We start from the raw sequence: 17,625 nt of genomic DNA, 5'->3' as shown, positions 1-17,625 counted from the left end.
TATAAATTTATTTAAATCAATGACTTCGCCCTGCTTTCAGGAGCGTTTGAGGCTTTTCCGTCGACTGACCTTTGGCGCCTATATTCTGGCATCCAGCAAGGCGCTATAGTCCCGCCGCGGATGATGGCAATGTGCATTTCCCCTGCTATTTACTTATCTATGCGGCGTTACGGCCGATACAGGCAGAAGCAGAGCCGATTCAACCCGTCGAGCGACCTAGGCGCCCAAATGCCAGGCAACTACACTCGATTCGCACGTGAACCCTGATAAAAGAGGTCTTACCGGTGACACCACTCATGATCACCCTGCTCGTCGTAGCCGGGATCGCACTATTGATCGCCATTGGCTACATGAACCATGTAGTGGAGAACAATAAGCTGGAAAAGGCCCGCACCAAGGTTGAACTCAATGACCGCCTGCGTCGTTGCGGCGAAATCACCGAGACCTTCCCCGGTCAGTTCATGACACCGACGCTCAAGCTGCTGTTGACGCGTCTTGAATTGAACGTGTGCCAGCGCTTGCTGAACCTGGAAAAATCCAACACCACCTTAAAGGCACGGATTGGCGAGCTGAGCACCCTCGTCGCCCAAGGCGAATCGATCCCGGTCAACAACCCGCCGGCACCGATCCAGACCGAAGCCAAAGCCAAAGACGTGCGCTTTTTGCTCGAAGCCTTGCATGGCCAGATCACCCGCGCGGCACAGGACGGTTTCCTGCCGCCCAACGAAGCCAAGCGCTGGATCCGTGAAGTGCGCCACATCCTAGTCCTGCTGCACATCGAATTCTTCAACAATCTGGGCCAGCATTCGCTGCAACAGAACCAGCCCGGTCAGGCTCGTCTGGCCTTCGAACGCGGTGTGCAATACCTGCGCAAACAACAGGAACCGCAGGTTTACGCTGAGCAGCTGGAATACCTGGAGAAACTCCTGGCCCGCGCCAACGCCCAGGTCATGGACACCATCGCCCCGGTTGAAGGCGACGTGAACCAGTTGACCGAAGGTCTCAAAGACGTCGAGGCTGATGCCGACTGGAAGAAAAAAGCGATCTACGACTGAAAAGCCACGGGTTCAGGTTAATGCCGGTAAGTTAAGACGCAGAACCTGTGGGAGCGTGGCTTGCCCGCGAAGAACGATGATGCGTAGCACCTGAAATACCGCGGTGCATTCTTCGCGGGCAAGCCACGCTCCCACAGGATTTTTTTCGTCGCTCAAAGGTTGGAATTGATGGAAGGCAGCGCTTACAACCTGAAATGCCCCACCATCCCCTTCAACTCAACCCCCAACTGCGCCAACTCAATACTCGACGCTGCATTGCCCTGCATCGCCAGCGACGATTGATCCGCACTGGCGCGGATACTGGTGACACTGCGATTGATCTCCTCGGCCACTGAACTCTGCTCTTCCGCAGCCGCGGCGATCTGCTGGTTCATCTGTTGAATCAACGAAACCGCTGCCGCAATGCTCCCCAACGCGCTCTCGGTTTGCAATGCATCGCTCACCGCCAGTTTCACTAACTCACCACTGTTCTGAATCTGCTGCACCGACGACTGCGCCGCCGAGCGCAAGGCGCTGACCAGCCGTTCGATTTCCTCGGTTGATTGCTGGGTTCGCTTGGCCAACGCCCGAACTTCATCGGCCACCACCGCAAAACCCCTGCCCTGCTCGCCGGCCCGCGCGGCCTCGATGGCCGCATTGAGCGCCAACAGGTTGGTTTGCTCGGCAACGCTTTTGATCACGCTGAGTACTGTGCCGATGTTCTGGATTTCCTCACTGAGGCTTTCGATACTGGAGCTGGCCGAGGTGGCCGAGTCCGCCAATTGTTCGATCCGCGCCATGCTCTGACGCACCACCTGCTGACCGCTCTCAACCTTGCCATCGGCGGTCTGCGCTGCCTGGGCAGCCTCTTCCGCATTACGTGCGACGTCGTGCACCGTGGCGGTCATCTGATTCATCGCGGTGGCCACCTGCTCGGTTTCTTCCTTCTGGCTGCTGACTTCCAGGTTAGTCTGTTCGGTTACCGCCGACAGCGATTGAGCAGAGCTCGCCAGCTGTTCGATACCGGCCTGCAAACCACTGACGATATTGCTCAGCCCTGCGCCCATCTGCTGCATGGCTTGCATCAACTGGCCAATCTCGTCACGGCGGGTCACTTCAATCGTTGCACTCAAATCGCCCGCGGCGATCTGTTGAGCGACACGAATCACACTGCGCAGCGGCGTGACGATCAACCGGGTGATCACCCAGGCAGCAATCAGCCCCACCAGCAAGGCCAGCGCCGAAGAACCGATGATCAACAGCGAGTTCTTTTTCAGCTCCGCCTGCATCGACAGATCTTCAGCAACGTAGGCCTGATCCACCCGTTCCACCACTTGAGCGGCGCGCTGGTGAAGTTGCGCGTAGACGGTTTTTTCTTGTGCCAACAGGCCGGTGTATTCGGCGAGTTTTTCACTGAAACCGGCGATGTGACCGGACACTTCATTGAGGACAGTCTGGTAGCCCTCGTCCTTGATCGTGGTTTTCAGTTGCTCGGCCTGCACCAGCGCCTGATCGGCCTGCTCGATCTTGCCTTGCGCGCCGCTGTCGTCGCCCTTGCGGCTCTGGTCCAGACGAACGCGTGCTTCGTTCATGGCCTGCAACATCAGCCGTGCAACCTGGCTGACCTGATTGGCTTGTTCGATGAATTGCGCGCCGTCCTTGCCCTCGGACTCCTTCAAGGTATAGGCACCATCATCGGCAAGCCCGGCCTGCAGCACGTCCAGGTTATTGGCCACGCTGGACACCGACCAACTGGCCATTTCCAGTGCCAGGTCCTTGGCCTGACTCAGCGAGACAAACTCGTCGAACGCCTTGCGATAGGCCCCCAGAGATTGTTCGACGTCATTCATGACCGGCACATTGGCCGCCGACTGTGCCTTGAGTTCGGCCGCCAGAACGATCAGAGCGTCCACCCCGGCATGCAAGGCGTCCACGGTTTTCGGATTACCGTGCAAGGCGTATTCCTGCTCGAGCAAGCGAACCTTGAGCAAACCACTGTTGAGCGACGACATCTGCTTGAGCCCGTCGAAGCGCTGACTGATGGTTTGCAGGGACCATACGCCGATGGCTGCTACCAGTGCGGTCAACAGCAGCACCAGTACAAACCCGACACCCAGTTTTTTCGCCATACCGAGGTTGGCAAAACGTCCTTGCACGGCCGAAATCATTGCGCGTAGTCCCCTGCCATTGTCTGTTGATGCAGATTCGCAACGGGTTTGTGCCAACACAAGTCTCTGCCGGCGGAATAATGGCAAAAAGCTACGTTCGCGTCGTTTTCAGAACGCTCGAGGTCGATCCTCAAGGCCTGTTGAGGCTTGGCAACGCAACGCGGTTTGTTAGCGGACGTCAACAGACCCTGGCGGTGGCCTGAAAAAATGCCCGGGCGCGAGGATCACAGGCATAAGCTACGTTGATCCGTTGCCAGTCATGAGCCTGGCAGGTCGGGCTGAACGCCGTTGGGCAAGACAGCAGGACACCAAAGCGCCGAGCCTGAGTTCGCACCTGAGCATCGTCAGCGTTGCGCGATCGCGCCCAGATAAACAGGCCGCCAACCGGTTTGCCGAAAACCTCCCACTCCGTCTCTTCGAGCACCTGCAAGGCCGCTTCCCGGCCAATGCTCAAACGCTGTCGCTGACGCTGCACCAATTTGCGGTAGGCACCGCTGGCCAACAGATTCGCCAGCACCGACTCACTGAACCGTGAAGCCCCCATGCTGCTGATCATCTTGACCTGCGCCAGTCGCGAAATGACATCGGCACTGGCCACCACAAAGCCGACCCGCAATGAACTGCTGAGGGTTTTGGAATAGCTGCCGACGTAGATCACGTTGTCATCGATGCCGAGGGCCGCCAGGCGCGTGCCGGGACCGCTGTGAAAATCTGCATAGACATCGTCTTCGATCACCGGCACGCCATGGTTTTGCGCCAGTCGCAGGACCTGCTGAGCCACCCCCGGGGTCAAACTGCTGCCGGTGGGGTTGTGATAAAAGCTGTTGATGAACAAGCCACGGGGTTGGTACTTCAGCAGCACTGCCTCGAGTGCTTCGGTGTCTGGCCCGCGCGGGGTTCGTGGCACCTCGATCATGCTGACCCCGTGCAGCCTGAGCAGGTCGAACAGCATCGAATAACCGGGGCTCTCCACCACCACGCAATCGCCCGGTTTGAACAGCGTACGCACAATCAGATCAAGCCCATGACTGGCCCCTGCCGTGGTCAGTATCCGGCTTTCATCCACGGCAATACTCAGCTGTTTCAACCGCTTGAGGATCTGCTGGCGCAAGGCTGGCAGGCCCAGCGGCGTGCTGTAGTTGAACAACCCGGCCATGTCGGTGCGGCTGACCTGGCGTATGGCATAGCTCAGGTCGTCAGTCTCGCGCCAGCTTTCAGGTAGCCCGCCGCACCCCAGTTTCAGTTCCTCGACATGGCCGCTTTGCTTCCCCTCAGCCCCTTCGAACCAGGAAAAATCCTTTGGCCCCTGAGCGGCCAGCGCCGTTGCCGCGACAAAGTAACCTGCCCCGTTACGCGTCTCCAGTGCCCCTTGAGCCACCAGCCGTTCACAGGCCTCGACGACACTGGATTGACTGAGCAGATTGATCCGCGCGATTTGTCGCACGGAAGGCAAACGCGCCCCCGGCGCCACTTCGTCGCGACGGAGCCAGTCGGCCAATGCGTCGACGATTTGCTGCACGACAGGCACCAATGCCTGTCGATCGATTCTCAACTCCATGAGCAAGCAAACTCCCTGTCCGTTTTGCGGGCAACAGTTAATCACAGGAGCGCTACAGGGGATGTGCGACAACGCCGCCAAAACCCTCGGTTCTAACCATTTGAAACACATTGGCCAGCGTCTTCACGGAATCAACGCCGAACAAAAGAATGTGAGAGCGGGCTTGTGTGGCGAGGGGGCTTGCCCCCGTCCGGCTGCGAAGCAGTCGTAAATCCAGACAACTCGGTCTGTCTGGACGGGCGCCGGGGGCCGCTTCGCGACCCAACGGGGGCAAGCCCCCTCGCCACGCAAGCCCGCTCCCATACGTTGCGTACCATCGCAGCCTAAAGCACTAAAACGCCGTGACCCCACCATCCACCGCCAGCGAATGACCGGTGGTGAATGCCGCGCCATCGCTGCACAGGTACAACACCGCGCTGGCAATTTCCTCGACCTTGCCGATACGCCCGACCGGGTGCATGGCGTTGGCGAACTCGCCCTTTTTCGGGTCCGCTTCATAGGCCCGACGAAACATATCGGTGTCGATCACTGCCGGACACACCGCATTCACACGAATCTTTTTCTTGGCATATTCGATCGCCGCCGATTTGGTCAGGCCGATCACCGCGTGTTTGGAGGCTGCGTAAATGCTCATCTTCGGCGCAGCGCCCAGGCCCGCGACCGAAGCGGTGTTGACGATCGCGCCGCCGCCCTGGGCCAGCAGCAACGGCAATTGATACTTCATGCACAGCCAGACGCCTTTGACATTGACGCCCATGATCGCGTCGAACTCATCGAGCGTGCCGTCGGCCAGTTTGCCTTTCTCGATTTCGATGCCGGCATTGTTGAAGGCATAGTCGAGACGGCCGTAGGTATTCACCACCTCGTCCATCAGATGTTTTACCTCGCTTTCCGCAGTGACGTTGCAGCGCACGAAGGTCGCTTCACCGCCGGCGGTACGAATCAGCGACACAGTGCCTTCACCACCCGCCGCGTCCAGATCGGCGACCACCACTTTCAAACCTTCAGCGGCGAACGCCAAAGCGGTGGCGCGGCCAATACCATTGGCCGCGCCTGTCACAACGGCAACCTGGCCGGAAAACGTCATGCTCATTGTTATGTCCTCGGAGGGAAGAATGCAGGGGATAAGGTCGGGCCAGTCTAGCCACAGGCGTGTATGGCGCGGCAGCATTATCAGAAGGCCGGTTGGGCGCCCATGCGTTGCAGTGATAGAACCGGCGCCATGACTATCACCGCACTGGATCGATGTGCATTCGCAGCGTCAGCCAACCTTGCGACATTGCCCATGAAGGTCTATCAACAAGACTTCATTCATCTTGAGTGCCTGTCATGACTACCCAGACCAATCGCCAGTTCCTGCTCGCCAAACGTCCCGTGGGGCCGGCCACCCGTGAGACGTTCACCTATCAAGAAGTACCGGTCGGCGAACCGGCGGCGGGTCAGATTCTGGTCAAGAACGAATACCTGTCCCTGGACCCGGCCATGCGTGGCTGGATGAACGAGGGCAAGTCCTACATCCCTCCGGTCGGCATTGGTGAAGTCATGCGTGCGTTGGGCGTAGGCAAAGTCATCGCTTCGAACAATCCGGGTTTCGCCGTGGGCGACTACGTCAACGGCGCCCTCGGCGTGCAGGATTACTTCCTCGGCGAGCCGCGAGGTTTCTACAAGGTGGATCCGAAACTGGCACCGCTGCCGCGTTATTTATCCGCGCTGGGCATGACCGGGATGACCGCCTACTTCGCCCTGCTCGATGTCGGCGCGCCGAAAGCCGGTGACACCGTGGTGCTGTCGGGCGCGGCTGGCGCGGTGGGCAGCATTGCCGGGCAGATCGCCAAGATCAAAGGCTGCCGGGTAGTCGGCATTGCCGGCGGCGCGGACAAGTGCAAGTTCCTGATCGATGAACTGGGTTTCGATGGCGCCATCGACTACAAAAACGAAGACGTACAGGCCGGCCTCAAGCGCGAATGCCCGAAAGGCGTCGACGTGTATTTCGATAACGTCGGCGGCGATATTCTCGATGCCGTGCTGAGCCGGCTGAACATGAAGGCGCGGGTGGTGATTTGCGGCGCCATCAGCCAGTACAACAACAAGGAAGCGGTCAAAGGCCCGGCCAACTACTTGTCGCTGCTGGTCAACCGCGCCCGGATGGAAGGCTTCGTGGTGATGGATTACGCCGCACAGTTCGCCGCTGCCGGGCAGGAAATGGCCGGCTGGATGGCCAAGGGGCAGCTCAAGAGCAAGGAAGATATTGTCGAAGGACTGGAAACGTTCCCGGAGACGCTGATGAAATTGTTCAGCGGCGAGAATTTCGGGAAGTTGGTGTTGAAGGTTTAACGTATTACCTGACGACAACAAAACCTTGTGGGAGCGGGCTTGCCCGCGATGAGGGCGTGTCAGTCAACATCAATGTTGTCTGATTCACCGCTATCGCGGGCAAGCCCGCTCCCACAGGTTTAGTGGCGTTTAGACGAGTTCGGCAACGACCGCCGCCAACGCCTTCGCCGGATCCGCCGCCTGGCTGATCGGACGGCCGATCACCAGGTAATCGGAACCGGCCTCCAGCGCCTGACGCGGGGTCAGGATGCGGCGTTGATCGTCCTGGGCGCTGCCCGCCGGACGAATCCCCGGGGTCACCAGTTGCAGCGACGGGTGCGCGGTTTTCAAGGCCCGGGCTTCCAGGGCCGAGCAGACCAGACCGTCCATCCCGGCTTTTTCCGCCAGCGCGGCCAGGCGCAGCACTTGCTCCTGTGGCTCGATGTCCAGACCGATACCCGCCAGATCCTCACGCTCCATGCTGGTCAGCACGGTCACGCCGATCAACAGCGGTTTCGGGCCGCTGCGCTGATCGAGCACTTCACGGCAGGCAGCCATCATGCGCAGACCACCGGAGCAGTGCACGTTGACCATCCACACGCCCATTTCCGCAGCGGCCTTGACGGCCATGGCGGTGGTGTTTGGAATGTCGTGGAACTTGAGGTCCAGGAACACTTCGAAGCCTTTGTCGCGCAAAGTGCCGACGATTTCCGAAGCGCAGCTGGTGAACAGTTCTTTACCGACTTTGACCCGGCACAGCTTCGGGTCCAGTTGATCGGCCAGCTTCAGTGCGGCGTCACGGGTAGGGAAATCCAGGGCGACGATGATAGGCGTCTGGCAGGCGGACATGAGTGGGCTCTCAGGCAAGTCGAAATCGGCGCGCATTGTAGCGGAACCAGCGCCGCTGGGGGACCCGATGATCGGTAATTCGTCGTCGCGGCCAAGACAAGACTAGCTCCTGCGGCAATTGTGTCGAGTTCGGTACACACACGACACGCCCCCAACACCCTTCAGCACTACCCTCGGCAGCCGCAACAGGTCCTGCAGCACTTCCCGCCTCACGGCCGGACGCCTATGCTGAAGTCACAACCTCGCCGCCTATCTTTGTGGTTGGCAGCCTATCTGGCAGATGAACGCACGCATGCACAACTCCCCAGCACCTCTGAACGACGATCAAAAAGCGCCGGCCGACGATAAACGCTGGAGCATTCGCGCCCTGATCGTCGACGATGACGTCCCGATCCGCGAATTGTTGATCGACTACCTGGCCCGGTTCAATATCCGCGCCAGCGGCGTCACCGACGGCGCCGCCATGCGTCAGACGCTGCAAGCCGAGCATTTTGACGTGGTGGTGCTCGACCTGATGCTGCCGGGCGAAGACGGTTTGTCGCTGTGCCGCTGGTTGCGCGCCGAATCGGACATCCCGATCCTGATGCTCACCGCCCGCTGCGAACCCACCGACCGGATCATCGGCCTGGAACTGGGCGCCGACGACTACATGGCCAAGCCATTCGAGCCGCGGGAGCTGGTTGCACGGATTCAGACCATTCTGCGTCGGGTGCGCGACGACCGCACCGAACAGCGTGCGAATGTTCGCTTCGACAACTGGCGCCTGAACAGTGTGCTGCGCCAGTTGATCGCCGCCGATGGCCTGGTGGTGCCGCTGTCCAATGCCGAATTCCGTTTGCTCTGGGTGTTCATCGAACGTCCGCGCCGGGTACTCAGCCGCGAACAACTGCTGGACGCCGCCCGTGGTCGCTCGATCGAAGCCTTTGATCGCAGCATCGACTTGCTCGTCTCGCGCCTGCGCCAAAAACTGGGGGACGACCCCAAAGCCCCACAACTGATCAAGACCGTTCGCGGCGAAGGTTACCTGTTCGACGCACGAGACATCGGCTGATGCCCGCGCGCTTCGATACGCTGTTCGGCCGCCTGTTTGGCGTGCTGCTGCTGGCGATCATACTGGCGCACCTGTTGGCGTTCTTCTGGTTCAGGCATTACGGTCCACCGCGTCCCCCGCCTGCACCGTCGGCATTTTCCGAGCGCTTCGACGGACAACACCCATCACCGGCCCCGCGCTTCGGCAACCGGCCGCCACAGCCGTGGTTCGGCGGGCCGCTGGTGCCACTGACTTTTCAATTTGTCTCGCTGATCATCGCCGCCTGGTACGGCGCCAAGCTGCTGACCCGTCCGATTCAACGCCTGAGCGACGCCGCCGAGCGCCTGAGTGAAAACCTCGACAGTCCACCGCTGGAGGAGTCGGGGCCACGGGAAGCGCGGCAAGCGGCGCATACCTTCAACCTGATGCAGAAGCGCATTCTTGAACAGGTGCAGCAGCGCTCGCGGATGCTTGGCGCCGTGTCCCATGACCTGCGCACGCCGCTGTCGCGGCTCAAGCTGCGGCTGGAACAGATCGATGACGACAAGCTGCAAGGCCAGATGCGTCAGGACCTGGACGACATGATCGGCATGCTCGACTCCACCCTCACCTACCTGCACGAACAGCGCACCAGCGAGGCGCCCCAATGGATGGACGTGCAGGCACTGGTGGAATCCCTGAGCGAAAATGCCCAGGACCAGGGCGCCAACGTCCAGGCCAGCGGCCATTGCGCCCCGTTGCAAGTTCAGCCCATGGCCTTGCGCTCGTGCATCAACAATCTGCTGGACAACGCCCTGCGTTATGCCGGGGACGCGTTGATCACACTTGAGGACAGCCGCGAGGAATTGATCATTCGGGTCATCGACCATGGCCCCGGAATCGCGGCGGATAAACGTGAAGCAGTGTTCGAACCGTTTTTTCGCCTGGAAGGTTCACGTAATCGCAACTCTGGCGGCGTGGGTCTAGGCATGACCATCGCTAGGGAAGCCGCGCAGCGGATGGGTGGGCAGTTGAGTCTGGAAGAAACTTCCGGTGGTGGTTTAACCGCCGTCATCCGCCTGCCCCGCCTCTAAGCCACAACGACTTCCCTGTGAGAGCGGGCTTGCCCGCGATAGCGGTCCGACAGCGAACATTGATGTTGAATAGGCTGGCCTCATCGCGGGCAAGCCCGCTCCCACAGGATCTGAGCCGGGCCAATATTTGTGTGTACTCATCGGTACAAACCCCACATACCCCCGACAACTCACCCCTTGAGGCTGCATAAGCCGGTGCACTCACCGGCGACCTGCCACCGCACGATCAGGCACCGAGCACCGAACTGGCCGATGCGCTGATCAGAGCTGAAGCCTTGAACAAAATGATCGCCAACCTGAGCAAGCAGTACTCGCTCGACAAGTGGCGACCGTGGGCAAATACCTGAACGAGGCGACCTGAGTCAAAAGCTTCGCGGGCAAGCCTCGCTCTTACTGATGTGCAGGGCACTGATGCCACGTCCCCCCCGTAGGAGCGAGGCTTGCCCGCGAAGAGGTCCTAAGCCCCAACAAAAAACCAGGGCCGGATACCTGAATCCGGGCCTGGCTTTTTTGCTTCAGCGGCACAGGGTTGGTAGATCAAAAGATCGTAAGCTTCGGCAGCTCTTACGCGCGATTGTGCTCAACCGCGATAGGGTGGTGAACACCGAATCTGTAGGAGCTGCCGAAGGCTGCGATCTGTTGACGTTCAAAACCCCAAACAACAAAAAGCCCGCCATTTCTTTCCAAAGAAATGGCGGGGTTTGTACTTTCAGCTCACACCGTATCCACCTTCAACGAATGGTCATTGAGCATGCCGTTGATGATGGTCGCGGTATCGTGACCGCCAGCAATCACACCATCCGCTCCCGGTGTGACGCCGTAGTGGCTGGCCAGGTTCACGCCGGCAAGGTCGATGGTCTGGTTCGGCGTAGCACCGGCCATGGCGCTGACGTCGATGCTGGTGATGACCGATGCGCCGCTGCCGCTGACGGTGAAGTGCAGGTAGTCATCCAGCGATTGCGCGGTGCCGTTTTCCCCTTGCAGCAGTTGCGACAAATCGAGTTTGTCGGTACCCGGGGTGAAGTCGGTAATGACGTCGTGGCCGCTGTTGCCTTTGAGCCACTGGAAGGTGTCGGCACCGCTGCCACCGGTGAGGGTGTTGTTGCCCAGGCCACCGATGAGGAAGTCGTCGCCATCCCTGCCGTTGAGCACATCGTCACCCAAGCCACCGTTGATTCTGTTGCTGGTGTTGTCACCCATGAGGCTGTCGTTGAAGTTCGAACCGGTAAGGTTTTCGATGCCAGTCAAGGTGTCGGTGCCTGCGCCAAGGGTGTTTTGCGCGGTGAGCAGGTTCAGGTCGGCGGTGACCGCGGCAGTGGCGTGGGCGTAGCTCGCAGTGTCGTTGCCGGTGCCGCCGTCGAGCAGATCATTGCCCGTGCCACTGAACAGCAAGTCATTGCCGGCGCCACCGTGCATTTCGTTGTTGCCTCCACCTGCGGTGAGCACGTCATTGCCGTCGCCGGCATTGATGACGTTGTTGCCTGCACCCGCCAGCAGTACGTCGTCACCTGAAGTGCCGGTCAGCGTATGGCCATCCTGATAGCTGATGGTCACATTGGCCGAGTCGCTGCCGCCGTGGTTGTCGTTGGCGGTGTAAGTGCCGTGGAAATCCGGCGTGCTGTCGTGGGTTCCGGCGTAGTTGACGGTCAGGGTCAACTGGTAGTTTTCCGCCCCCTTGCCGCTGTTGCCCGGACCACCGTCGTCGATGTTGATGATGTGGATCTGGTACGTGCCGTCCGCCGAAGCGGTGATGGTCTGGCCGTCGGCGATGGCAATGAAAGCCCCGCCGTTGACCGAGTACTCCAAGGTGATGTGCCCGGCCGCCAGGTTGTGGTCCAGGTTAAGGGTTTCACCTTGCTTGAGGTTGACGGTGATCTGATCCTCATCGTTAGTATTGTTGTTGCTGACCGCCCCCAATGCCCCGCTGACCACCAGCACCGCGGTCATGGCTGCCGTGTTGGCGACGAATGCGCTACGGGCGATGGTCACTGCCTGGTTATTTCCGGTGAAACTGAAGTTCGGGTTGGTGCCGGTAAAGTCCCCGCCCCTGGTCAGCCAACCGGTATTGAAGGTGGTTGGCGAGGCCGTAAGCGCGTCACCATTGACGTCGCTGTCGTTGGCCAGCAGCAGTTCGCCCGGCAGCACAATGCTGCCCGACAGCACGTTGGTGATGACATGGTCATCGACCGCCACCGGCGGCGTGTTCGGAATCACGTTGATCACCAGCGTGGAGCTGGCCAGATCGCCGTCGTTGTCGCTGACGGTGAAGCCGATGTTTTCGGTGATCATCGCCGTCGTGGTTTTCTGCGAGAGGTAGGTGTACTCGCCAGTGTCGAGGTTCACCAGCAGCGTTCCGCTGTCATTGGTGGCAATGCTCAGGGTGTTATCGGCGGTGTTGAAGGTGCCATGGTTGGCGCCACCGCTGAAACTCAGCGCCCCCTGATTACTGTTGGCTTTCGGGTCATAGGTGTAGGTGGTGCCGTCAACCGTGAGGGATTTGATGAAGCCGCCATCGGCACCGAAAGTACCGCCCTCGCCCAGCAAGGAACCGGTGACCGGCGCACCTTGTACGGTGCCCGAAAGTACCGAGTCGAGTTGATTGAGATCGGTCACCAGCACGGCGTTGGTGTCGGTGTGCGTGCTGCCGTCATAGGCCACGGGATCGAGGCTGTCGTTACTGACGCCACTGCCCAGGCCGATGGCGTAGTTGTTGATGTCATTGGCGTCGAGGAAGGCTTTGAGTGCGGCCTCGTCCGTAGGGCCGATGTCGCCTTCGTTGGGTTTGCCATCGGAGAAGAAGTAGCCGACGTTCTGCGCCCCGGTGAGTTTGCCGGGGGTGTTGAACGCGGTTTGCATGGCGGCCACGGCGGCGTCGTAGTTGGTGCCGCCGCCCTCCGTCAGCGTCGCGATGATCAACTTGGCGGTCGCCACATCGACCCACACCGAAGTCTGTTCCGTGGCGCTGCTGCTGAAGGTGACGATCTGCACTTTCACATCACCCAAATCGTCGTATTTGTCGAGCAATGTACTGATTGCCTGCTTGGCCAGGTCCAGTCGCGACAGCCCCGATACGCCGGAAGGGTCGACCATGCTCCCGGACACGTCGATCACCAACAGCACGTTGGAATCGATCTGCACCGCAGGCACCGAACGGTCGGAGGCGACGGCGCTGGGCACGTCATCGACGATGCTGACCACAAGGGTGCCGGTGGTGCTGTTGCCCACGGCATCAGTGGCGGTGTAGGTGAAGCTTTCGTTCAGGGTGTTCGCCCCGTCATTGGCGTTGGGCGAAGTTTTCGGCGCCGAGGTCAGGGTGTAGGTGTAGCTGCCGTCGGGGTTGAGCAGGATTTGCCCGTAAGTTCCGGTGGCGCTGCCGACCAGGCTGTAAGTGATCGCGCCACTGGCGCCAGTGACTGCACCGACCAGCGTACCGGAGCCGGTTTCACCGGTGTTGCCGGGTTCGCTGCCAGTGACCGTGCCCGCTGCCAGGTCCTGGCCGTTCTGGGTCAAGTCCAGGGCTTTTTCGTAGACCGTCACGTCAGTATCGGTGTCTGTTACGAGGCAGTTGTTGTGGACATCGATGGTGATCGTGGTGGTGCTTTCATCGCCATCGGCATCGCGCACGGTGTAGGTAAACACATCCGTGGCACCCGGTTCGCCGACCGAGTTCGGGTGGCTGTGGTACACGGCATTGCCGTTGGCATCCAGCGTCAGGTAGCCGTAGGTGCCATTGATTTGCGTGTTCAAACCGCCGATGGCCGAGGTCGAAGTGTCGCTGCCGGCGCGCACGCCGACCACTGCACCTCCCACTGCCGGGCCGTCAGCACCAAGTACATCGTTGGCCAGCACATTACCGCTGACGGTCCCACCCTCTACCACCGCGACTGAATCGCAGTAAGCAGTCGGCACGTCATCGACGATGTTGATCACGATGGTGCTGGTGACGCTGTTGCCGAGAGAATCGGTGGCCTGGTAGGTAAAACTTTCGCTCAGGGTATTTGGTCCGTCGTTGGCATAGGGCGTGGTCGCGGGTGCGGAAGTCAGGGTGTAGGTGTAGCTGCCGTCCGGATTGAGCAGGAGTTGCCCATAGGTCCCGGTGGCGCTGCCAACCAGGGTGTAAGTGATCGTGCCAGTAGCACCAGTGATGGAGCCGGCCAGTGTGCCGGAAGCGGTTTCACCGGTATTGCCAGGATCGCTGCCGGTGACGCTACCCGCCGCCAGATCCTGGCCATCCTTGATCAAATCCAGCGCTTTTTCGTGCACCGTTACGTCATTATCGGGGACCACAACCAGGGAGCAGTTGGACACGTCGATGGTAATGGTCGTGGTGCTTTCATCGCCGTCGGCATCACGCACCGTGTAGGTGAACACATCCGTGGCGCCCGGCTCGCCGACCGAGTTGGGGTGGCTGTGGTACACGGCATTGCCGTTGGCATCCAGCGTCAGGTAGCCATAGGTGCCGTTGATTTGCGTGTTCAAGCCGCCAATGGCCGAAGTCGAGGTGTCGCTGCCGGCGCGCACGCCAACCACCGCACCACTGAGTGCCGGGCCGTCGGCGCCACCAACGTCATTGTTCAGCACGTTGCCCGAGGCCGTTGCGCCTTCGGCCAGGGTGGCGAAATCAGAATTGGCTGTGGGCAAGTCATCGATGATGTTGACGTTGATCTGACCCAATGCCGTGCTGCCATCGACGTCGATGGCAACAACGTCGAGGTTCTCGGTGAGGCTGTTGGTGCCGTCCGCGTTCGGATGGGTTTCGTTATCCGTCAGGGTGTAGCTGTAACTGACCACGCCAGTGGTGCTGTTGAAACCGGTGATGGTCAGCGTATTGCCGAGCGCGGTGACAACCGATTGCGGGAAGCCTGCGGCCACGCCACCGCTGACCACCGCGATGCCGCCCACGGTCAGGGTTTGCAAACCGTCGGGGGCGGTGACGGTGAAGGTGCCGCTTTGGGTCAAGGCGGGTGTGTTGGGGCTGGTGCCGTCGCTGAGGTTTTGCTCATGAACGTTGAGTTCGCCGCCGTTGACGTTCAGGCCCTCGAGGGTCACTGGGTCATCGTTGTCATGGATGTTCAGCACCAGGGTCGCAGTGCTGGTATCGCCATCGGAATCGGTAAGGGTGTAGACGAAATTTTCGGTTCCGTTGCCACCACCGTTCAGGGCTTTGAAGTCGGCATCGCTGGTGTTCAAGGTATAGGTGTAGGTGCCGTTGGCATTGAGTACCAAGGTGCCGTAAGTCCCGTTGAACGTGCCGCCGATGACCGGTCCGCTGTCGGGGCCGGTGGCAATGCGATCGGCACCCTGGATGTCATTGGACAGCACGCTGCCGGTTAACGTCAGCAGGGTTTCCGAGGCGCTGTTGGCATTACTGTCGTCCACGGCTTGCGGCACGTCATCGACAATGTTCACATCGAGAATGCCGTGGGCGGTGGTGCCATTGTCGTCCACCATGGTGACCGCAAATTGCCCGGCGACCCTGTCGGCGCCACTGGCATCCGGGTGAACGTCGTTAGCGTTAAGGGTGTAGCTATAAGTGATCACGCCGGTCGCACGATCAAACCCGATGATAGTCAGCGTATTGCCGAGCGGCGTGACGAACGATTGCGGGAAGTCTGCAGACAGCCCGCCAAGTACCACGTTGATGGCGCCTACGTGAAGGCTTTGCACGCCGTCTGGCGCCGTGATGGTGAACGTGCCGCTCCGGGTCAGCGCCGGTGCATCGGGGTCACTGCCGTCAGCGAGGTTTTTCTCGTAAACAGTCAACTCGCCGCCTTCGGCATTCAGCCCACCGATGATCACTGGGTCATCGGCGTTGTGAATCTCCAGCACCAGGTTCGCGGTGCTGGTGTCGCCGTCGGCATCCGTCAGGGTGTAGATGAAGGTTTCCGTAGCGCTGCCGCCACCGTTCAGCGCTTTGAAGTCGGCGTCGCTGGTGTTCAGTGTGTAGGTGTACGTGCCGTTGGGGTTGAGCACCAGGGTGCCGTAGGTCCCGTGGAACGTGCCGCCAATAATTGGCCCGCTGTCAGTGCCCGTGGCGATGCGGTCGGCACCCTGGAAGTCGTTGGGCAGCACATTGCCGGTCAGGGTCAGCAAGGTTTCCGAGGCGGTATTGGCGTTGGTGTCGTCAATGGCTTTGGGCACATCGTCCGTAATGTTGACGTCCAGCGAACCGGTGGCGGTATCGCCGTTGCTGTCACTTGCGACCACGGTGAACTGTTCACTGAGGTTGTTGGCGCCATCGCCCGCCGAGTGGGTTTCGTTGCCCACGAGTGTGTAGCTGTAACTCACTACGCCAGTGGCCGGGTTGTAGCCGGTAATCGTCAGGGTGTTACCCAGTTGAGTGGTGATCGATTGTGGAAAACCGGCGGGCACCCCGCCACTGATCACGTTGATCCCACCGATGTTCAGGCTGGTCAGCCCGTCAGCGGCAATGATTGTGAAGGTGCCGTGTTGAGTCAGCGCGCCGGGGTTGCTGGCCGAACCGTCCGCCAGGTGGGCTTCATTGAGGGTCAGTTCCCCCTCCGCCGCCGACAGGCCGATAAGGGTGACCGGGTTATTCGGTGCATCGCCGTTATCGCCGTTGTCTGGATCGGTATCCCGGCGTTCCAGGAGAAATTCGGGAATACCGTTGAAGCCCGCGGTGGGAAAACCAACCGTGGGATCGACCCGGCCAGCCACTTCTTCCAGCAACACAAAAGTGTGACCGCCGCCCAATCCACCTGGCGCGCCCGAGCCCGGCCCGGCGGCGGTGGCTTCACCGGTCTGCGTCGGGTCGGCACCGGCGGCAATGGCTTTTTGCAGCTGCTCGACATCGGTCAATTGCGCCTGGCTCGGCGTCACCGCATCAGCGGTCTCCACGTGCGGAACCTGATGCGCCAGTAATCGGGACGTCATCTGCAAGCTGCTGTCACGCCCCAGAGTCAGCTCCTGGCCATTTTTCAACTGCACCGCCACCGCGCCTTCGGCCCCGGTGACCAGTTGCTCGCCGGCAAACAGCCGATCGCCCTCGACCAGGCTGCGCCGGGTGCCATCACCCGCCACTGCATACACCTGACCGATGACTTTACTGACGATACCGATGAGCGTTGCCATGTGCATTTCCTCCGCTGCCAACTGCTGTCGGCATCCTGTTTGCGCGAAGAACGTGCCCATGGTTCAAGCAGGTTGGCCTGATGGATCGTTTGCCGAGAAGCGTTTACCTGACGTAAACCACTGCCTCCCGACACTTTCGCCAGGCGTGTCGCTCGCAAGGGGAATTTCTGGATCGGGATAAAACCCTATGCAATCAACGGCATCGGGATCCACTTCCAAAATAACCGCCCTGCTAACGATGCGTAACGGTTTTGAATCACTCAAGTGACAAAAAATTGTCGCCTTCAAACCGTCTCGCCTTCCTCCTCTCCAGCACTTCTTCGCTCTGTGTCGAAAAGTGGATTGAACTTTCTTCAAGCCCTTCGATGCTCCTCAGAGCTCATAAACAAAGGCTTTCGCATTGAACAATGTGCTGGATTTTTCAGGGCGCATAAGTTTTTTTCCGCATAAGCCTTATGAGAAATCCTTCTTAGCTTCGCGTCAGGATGTTCTTAGCTCTGTTGTAACA

Annotated in this window: 9 protein-coding genes and 2 pseudogenes; 5 read left to right on the top strand and 6 right to left on the bottom strand. The window is 60.1% G+C overall.

The features are described from left to right. Window positions 1–296: 296 nt before the first annotated feature. A complete protein-coding gene (locus FHW68_RS19635) occupies window positions 297–1,055 on the top strand; it encodes a hypothetical protein (RefSeq protein WP_183682466.1) in 759 nt (252 codons plus the stop codon). Between the two features lie 182 nt (window positions 1,056–1,237). Here FHW68_RS19635 and FHW68_RS27585 read toward each other — a convergent pair whose 3' ends face one another. The 4 genes and pseudogenes from FHW68_RS27585 to FHW68_RS19620 all read right to left on the bottom strand — a co-directional run bounded on the left by FHW68_RS27585 (window position 1,238) and on the right by FHW68_RS19620 (window position 5,853). Next, the gene (locus FHW68_RS27585) at window positions 1,238–2,101 is read right to left on the bottom strand and encodes a methyl-accepting chemotaxis protein (RefSeq protein WP_409258770.1); all 864 of its coding nucleotides are present in this window, start codon (window positions 2,099–2,101) and stop codon (window positions 1,238–1,240) included. Continuing rightward, a pseudogene (locus tag FHW68_RS27580) lies at window positions 2,099–2,323 on the bottom strand (HAMP domain-containing protein); the annotation flags it as partial. The pseudogene FHW68_RS27580 and the gene FHW68_RS27585, both read right to left, overlap by 3 nt. Before the next feature lie 1,057 nt (window positions 2,324–3,380). Beyond that, window positions 3,381–4,760, bottom strand: coding sequence for a PLP-dependent aminotransferase family protein (locus FHW68_RS19625; protein WP_183682460.1), 1,380 nt, complete (start codon window positions 4,758–4,760; stop codon window positions 3,381–3,383). Between the two features lie 331 nt (window positions 4,761–5,091). Further along, window positions 5,092–5,853 carry an SDR family oxidoreductase gene (locus FHW68_RS19620; RefSeq protein ID WP_183682457.1) on the bottom strand — a complete coding sequence of 254 codons (762 nt, stop codon included), beginning with the start codon at window positions 5,851–5,853 and terminating at the stop codon, window positions 5,092–5,094. Window positions 5,854–6,089: 236 nt separating this feature from the next. Here FHW68_RS19620 and FHW68_RS19615 point away from each other — a divergent pair, with 236 nt between their 5' ends. Next, window positions 6,090–7,094 (top strand): NADP-dependent oxidoreductase, encoded by a 1,005-nt coding sequence (locus FHW68_RS19615; protein WP_183682455.1) that lies wholly within the window; start codon window positions 6,090–6,092, stop codon window positions 7,092–7,094. A gap of 129 nt (window positions 7,095–7,223) precedes the next feature. On the opposite strand, the gene pyrF is transcribed toward FHW68_RS19615, so the two are convergent. Continuing rightward, window positions 7,224–7,922 (bottom strand): orotidine-5'-phosphate decarboxylase, encoded by a 699-nt coding sequence (gene pyrF, locus FHW68_RS19610; RefSeq protein WP_168185078.1) that lies wholly within the window; start codon window positions 7,920–7,922, stop codon window positions 7,224–7,226. Window positions 7,923–8,214: 292 nt separating this feature from the next. Between pyrF and FHW68_RS19605 the strand changes: the two genes are divergently transcribed. The 3 genes and pseudogenes from FHW68_RS19605 to FHW68_RS27575 all read left to right on the top strand — a co-directional run. Next, window positions 8,215–8,973: a response regulator gene (locus tag FHW68_RS19605; RefSeq protein WP_095632083.1), complete on the top strand. Its 759-nt coding sequence runs from the start codon at window positions 8,215–8,217 to the stop codon at window positions 8,971–8,973. Then, complete coding sequence (locus FHW68_RS19600) at window positions 8,973–10,025, top strand: HAMP domain-containing sensor histidine kinase (RefSeq protein ID WP_183682452.1); 1,053 nt, start codon at window positions 8,973–8,975, stop codon at window positions 10,023–10,025. Before FHW68_RS19605 ends, FHW68_RS19600 begins: the two co-directional genes overlap by 1 nt. Window positions 10,026–10,294: 269 nt before the next feature. Continuing rightward, window positions 10,295–10,386: pseudogene (locus FHW68_RS27575) on the top strand (histidine kinase); the annotation flags it as partial. A gap of 353 nt (window positions 10,387–10,739) precedes the next feature. Here the strand turns inward: FHW68_RS27575 and FHW68_RS19595 are convergent. Further along, on the bottom strand, window positions 10,740–17,117 hold the full coding sequence (locus FHW68_RS19595; protein ID WP_183682449.1) for a retention module-containing protein: 6,378 nt from the start codon (window positions 17,115–17,117) through the stop codon (window positions 10,740–10,742). Window positions 17,118–17,625 lie beyond the last annotated feature (508 nt).

The organism is Pseudomonas sp. Tn43, assembly GCF_014192635.1.
In the GTDB taxonomy this organism is placed as follows: Bacteria; Pseudomonadota; Gammaproteobacteria; order Pseudomonadales; family Pseudomonadaceae; genus Aquipseudomonas.
This window is presented reverse-complemented; position numbering and strand designations above follow the sequence as displayed.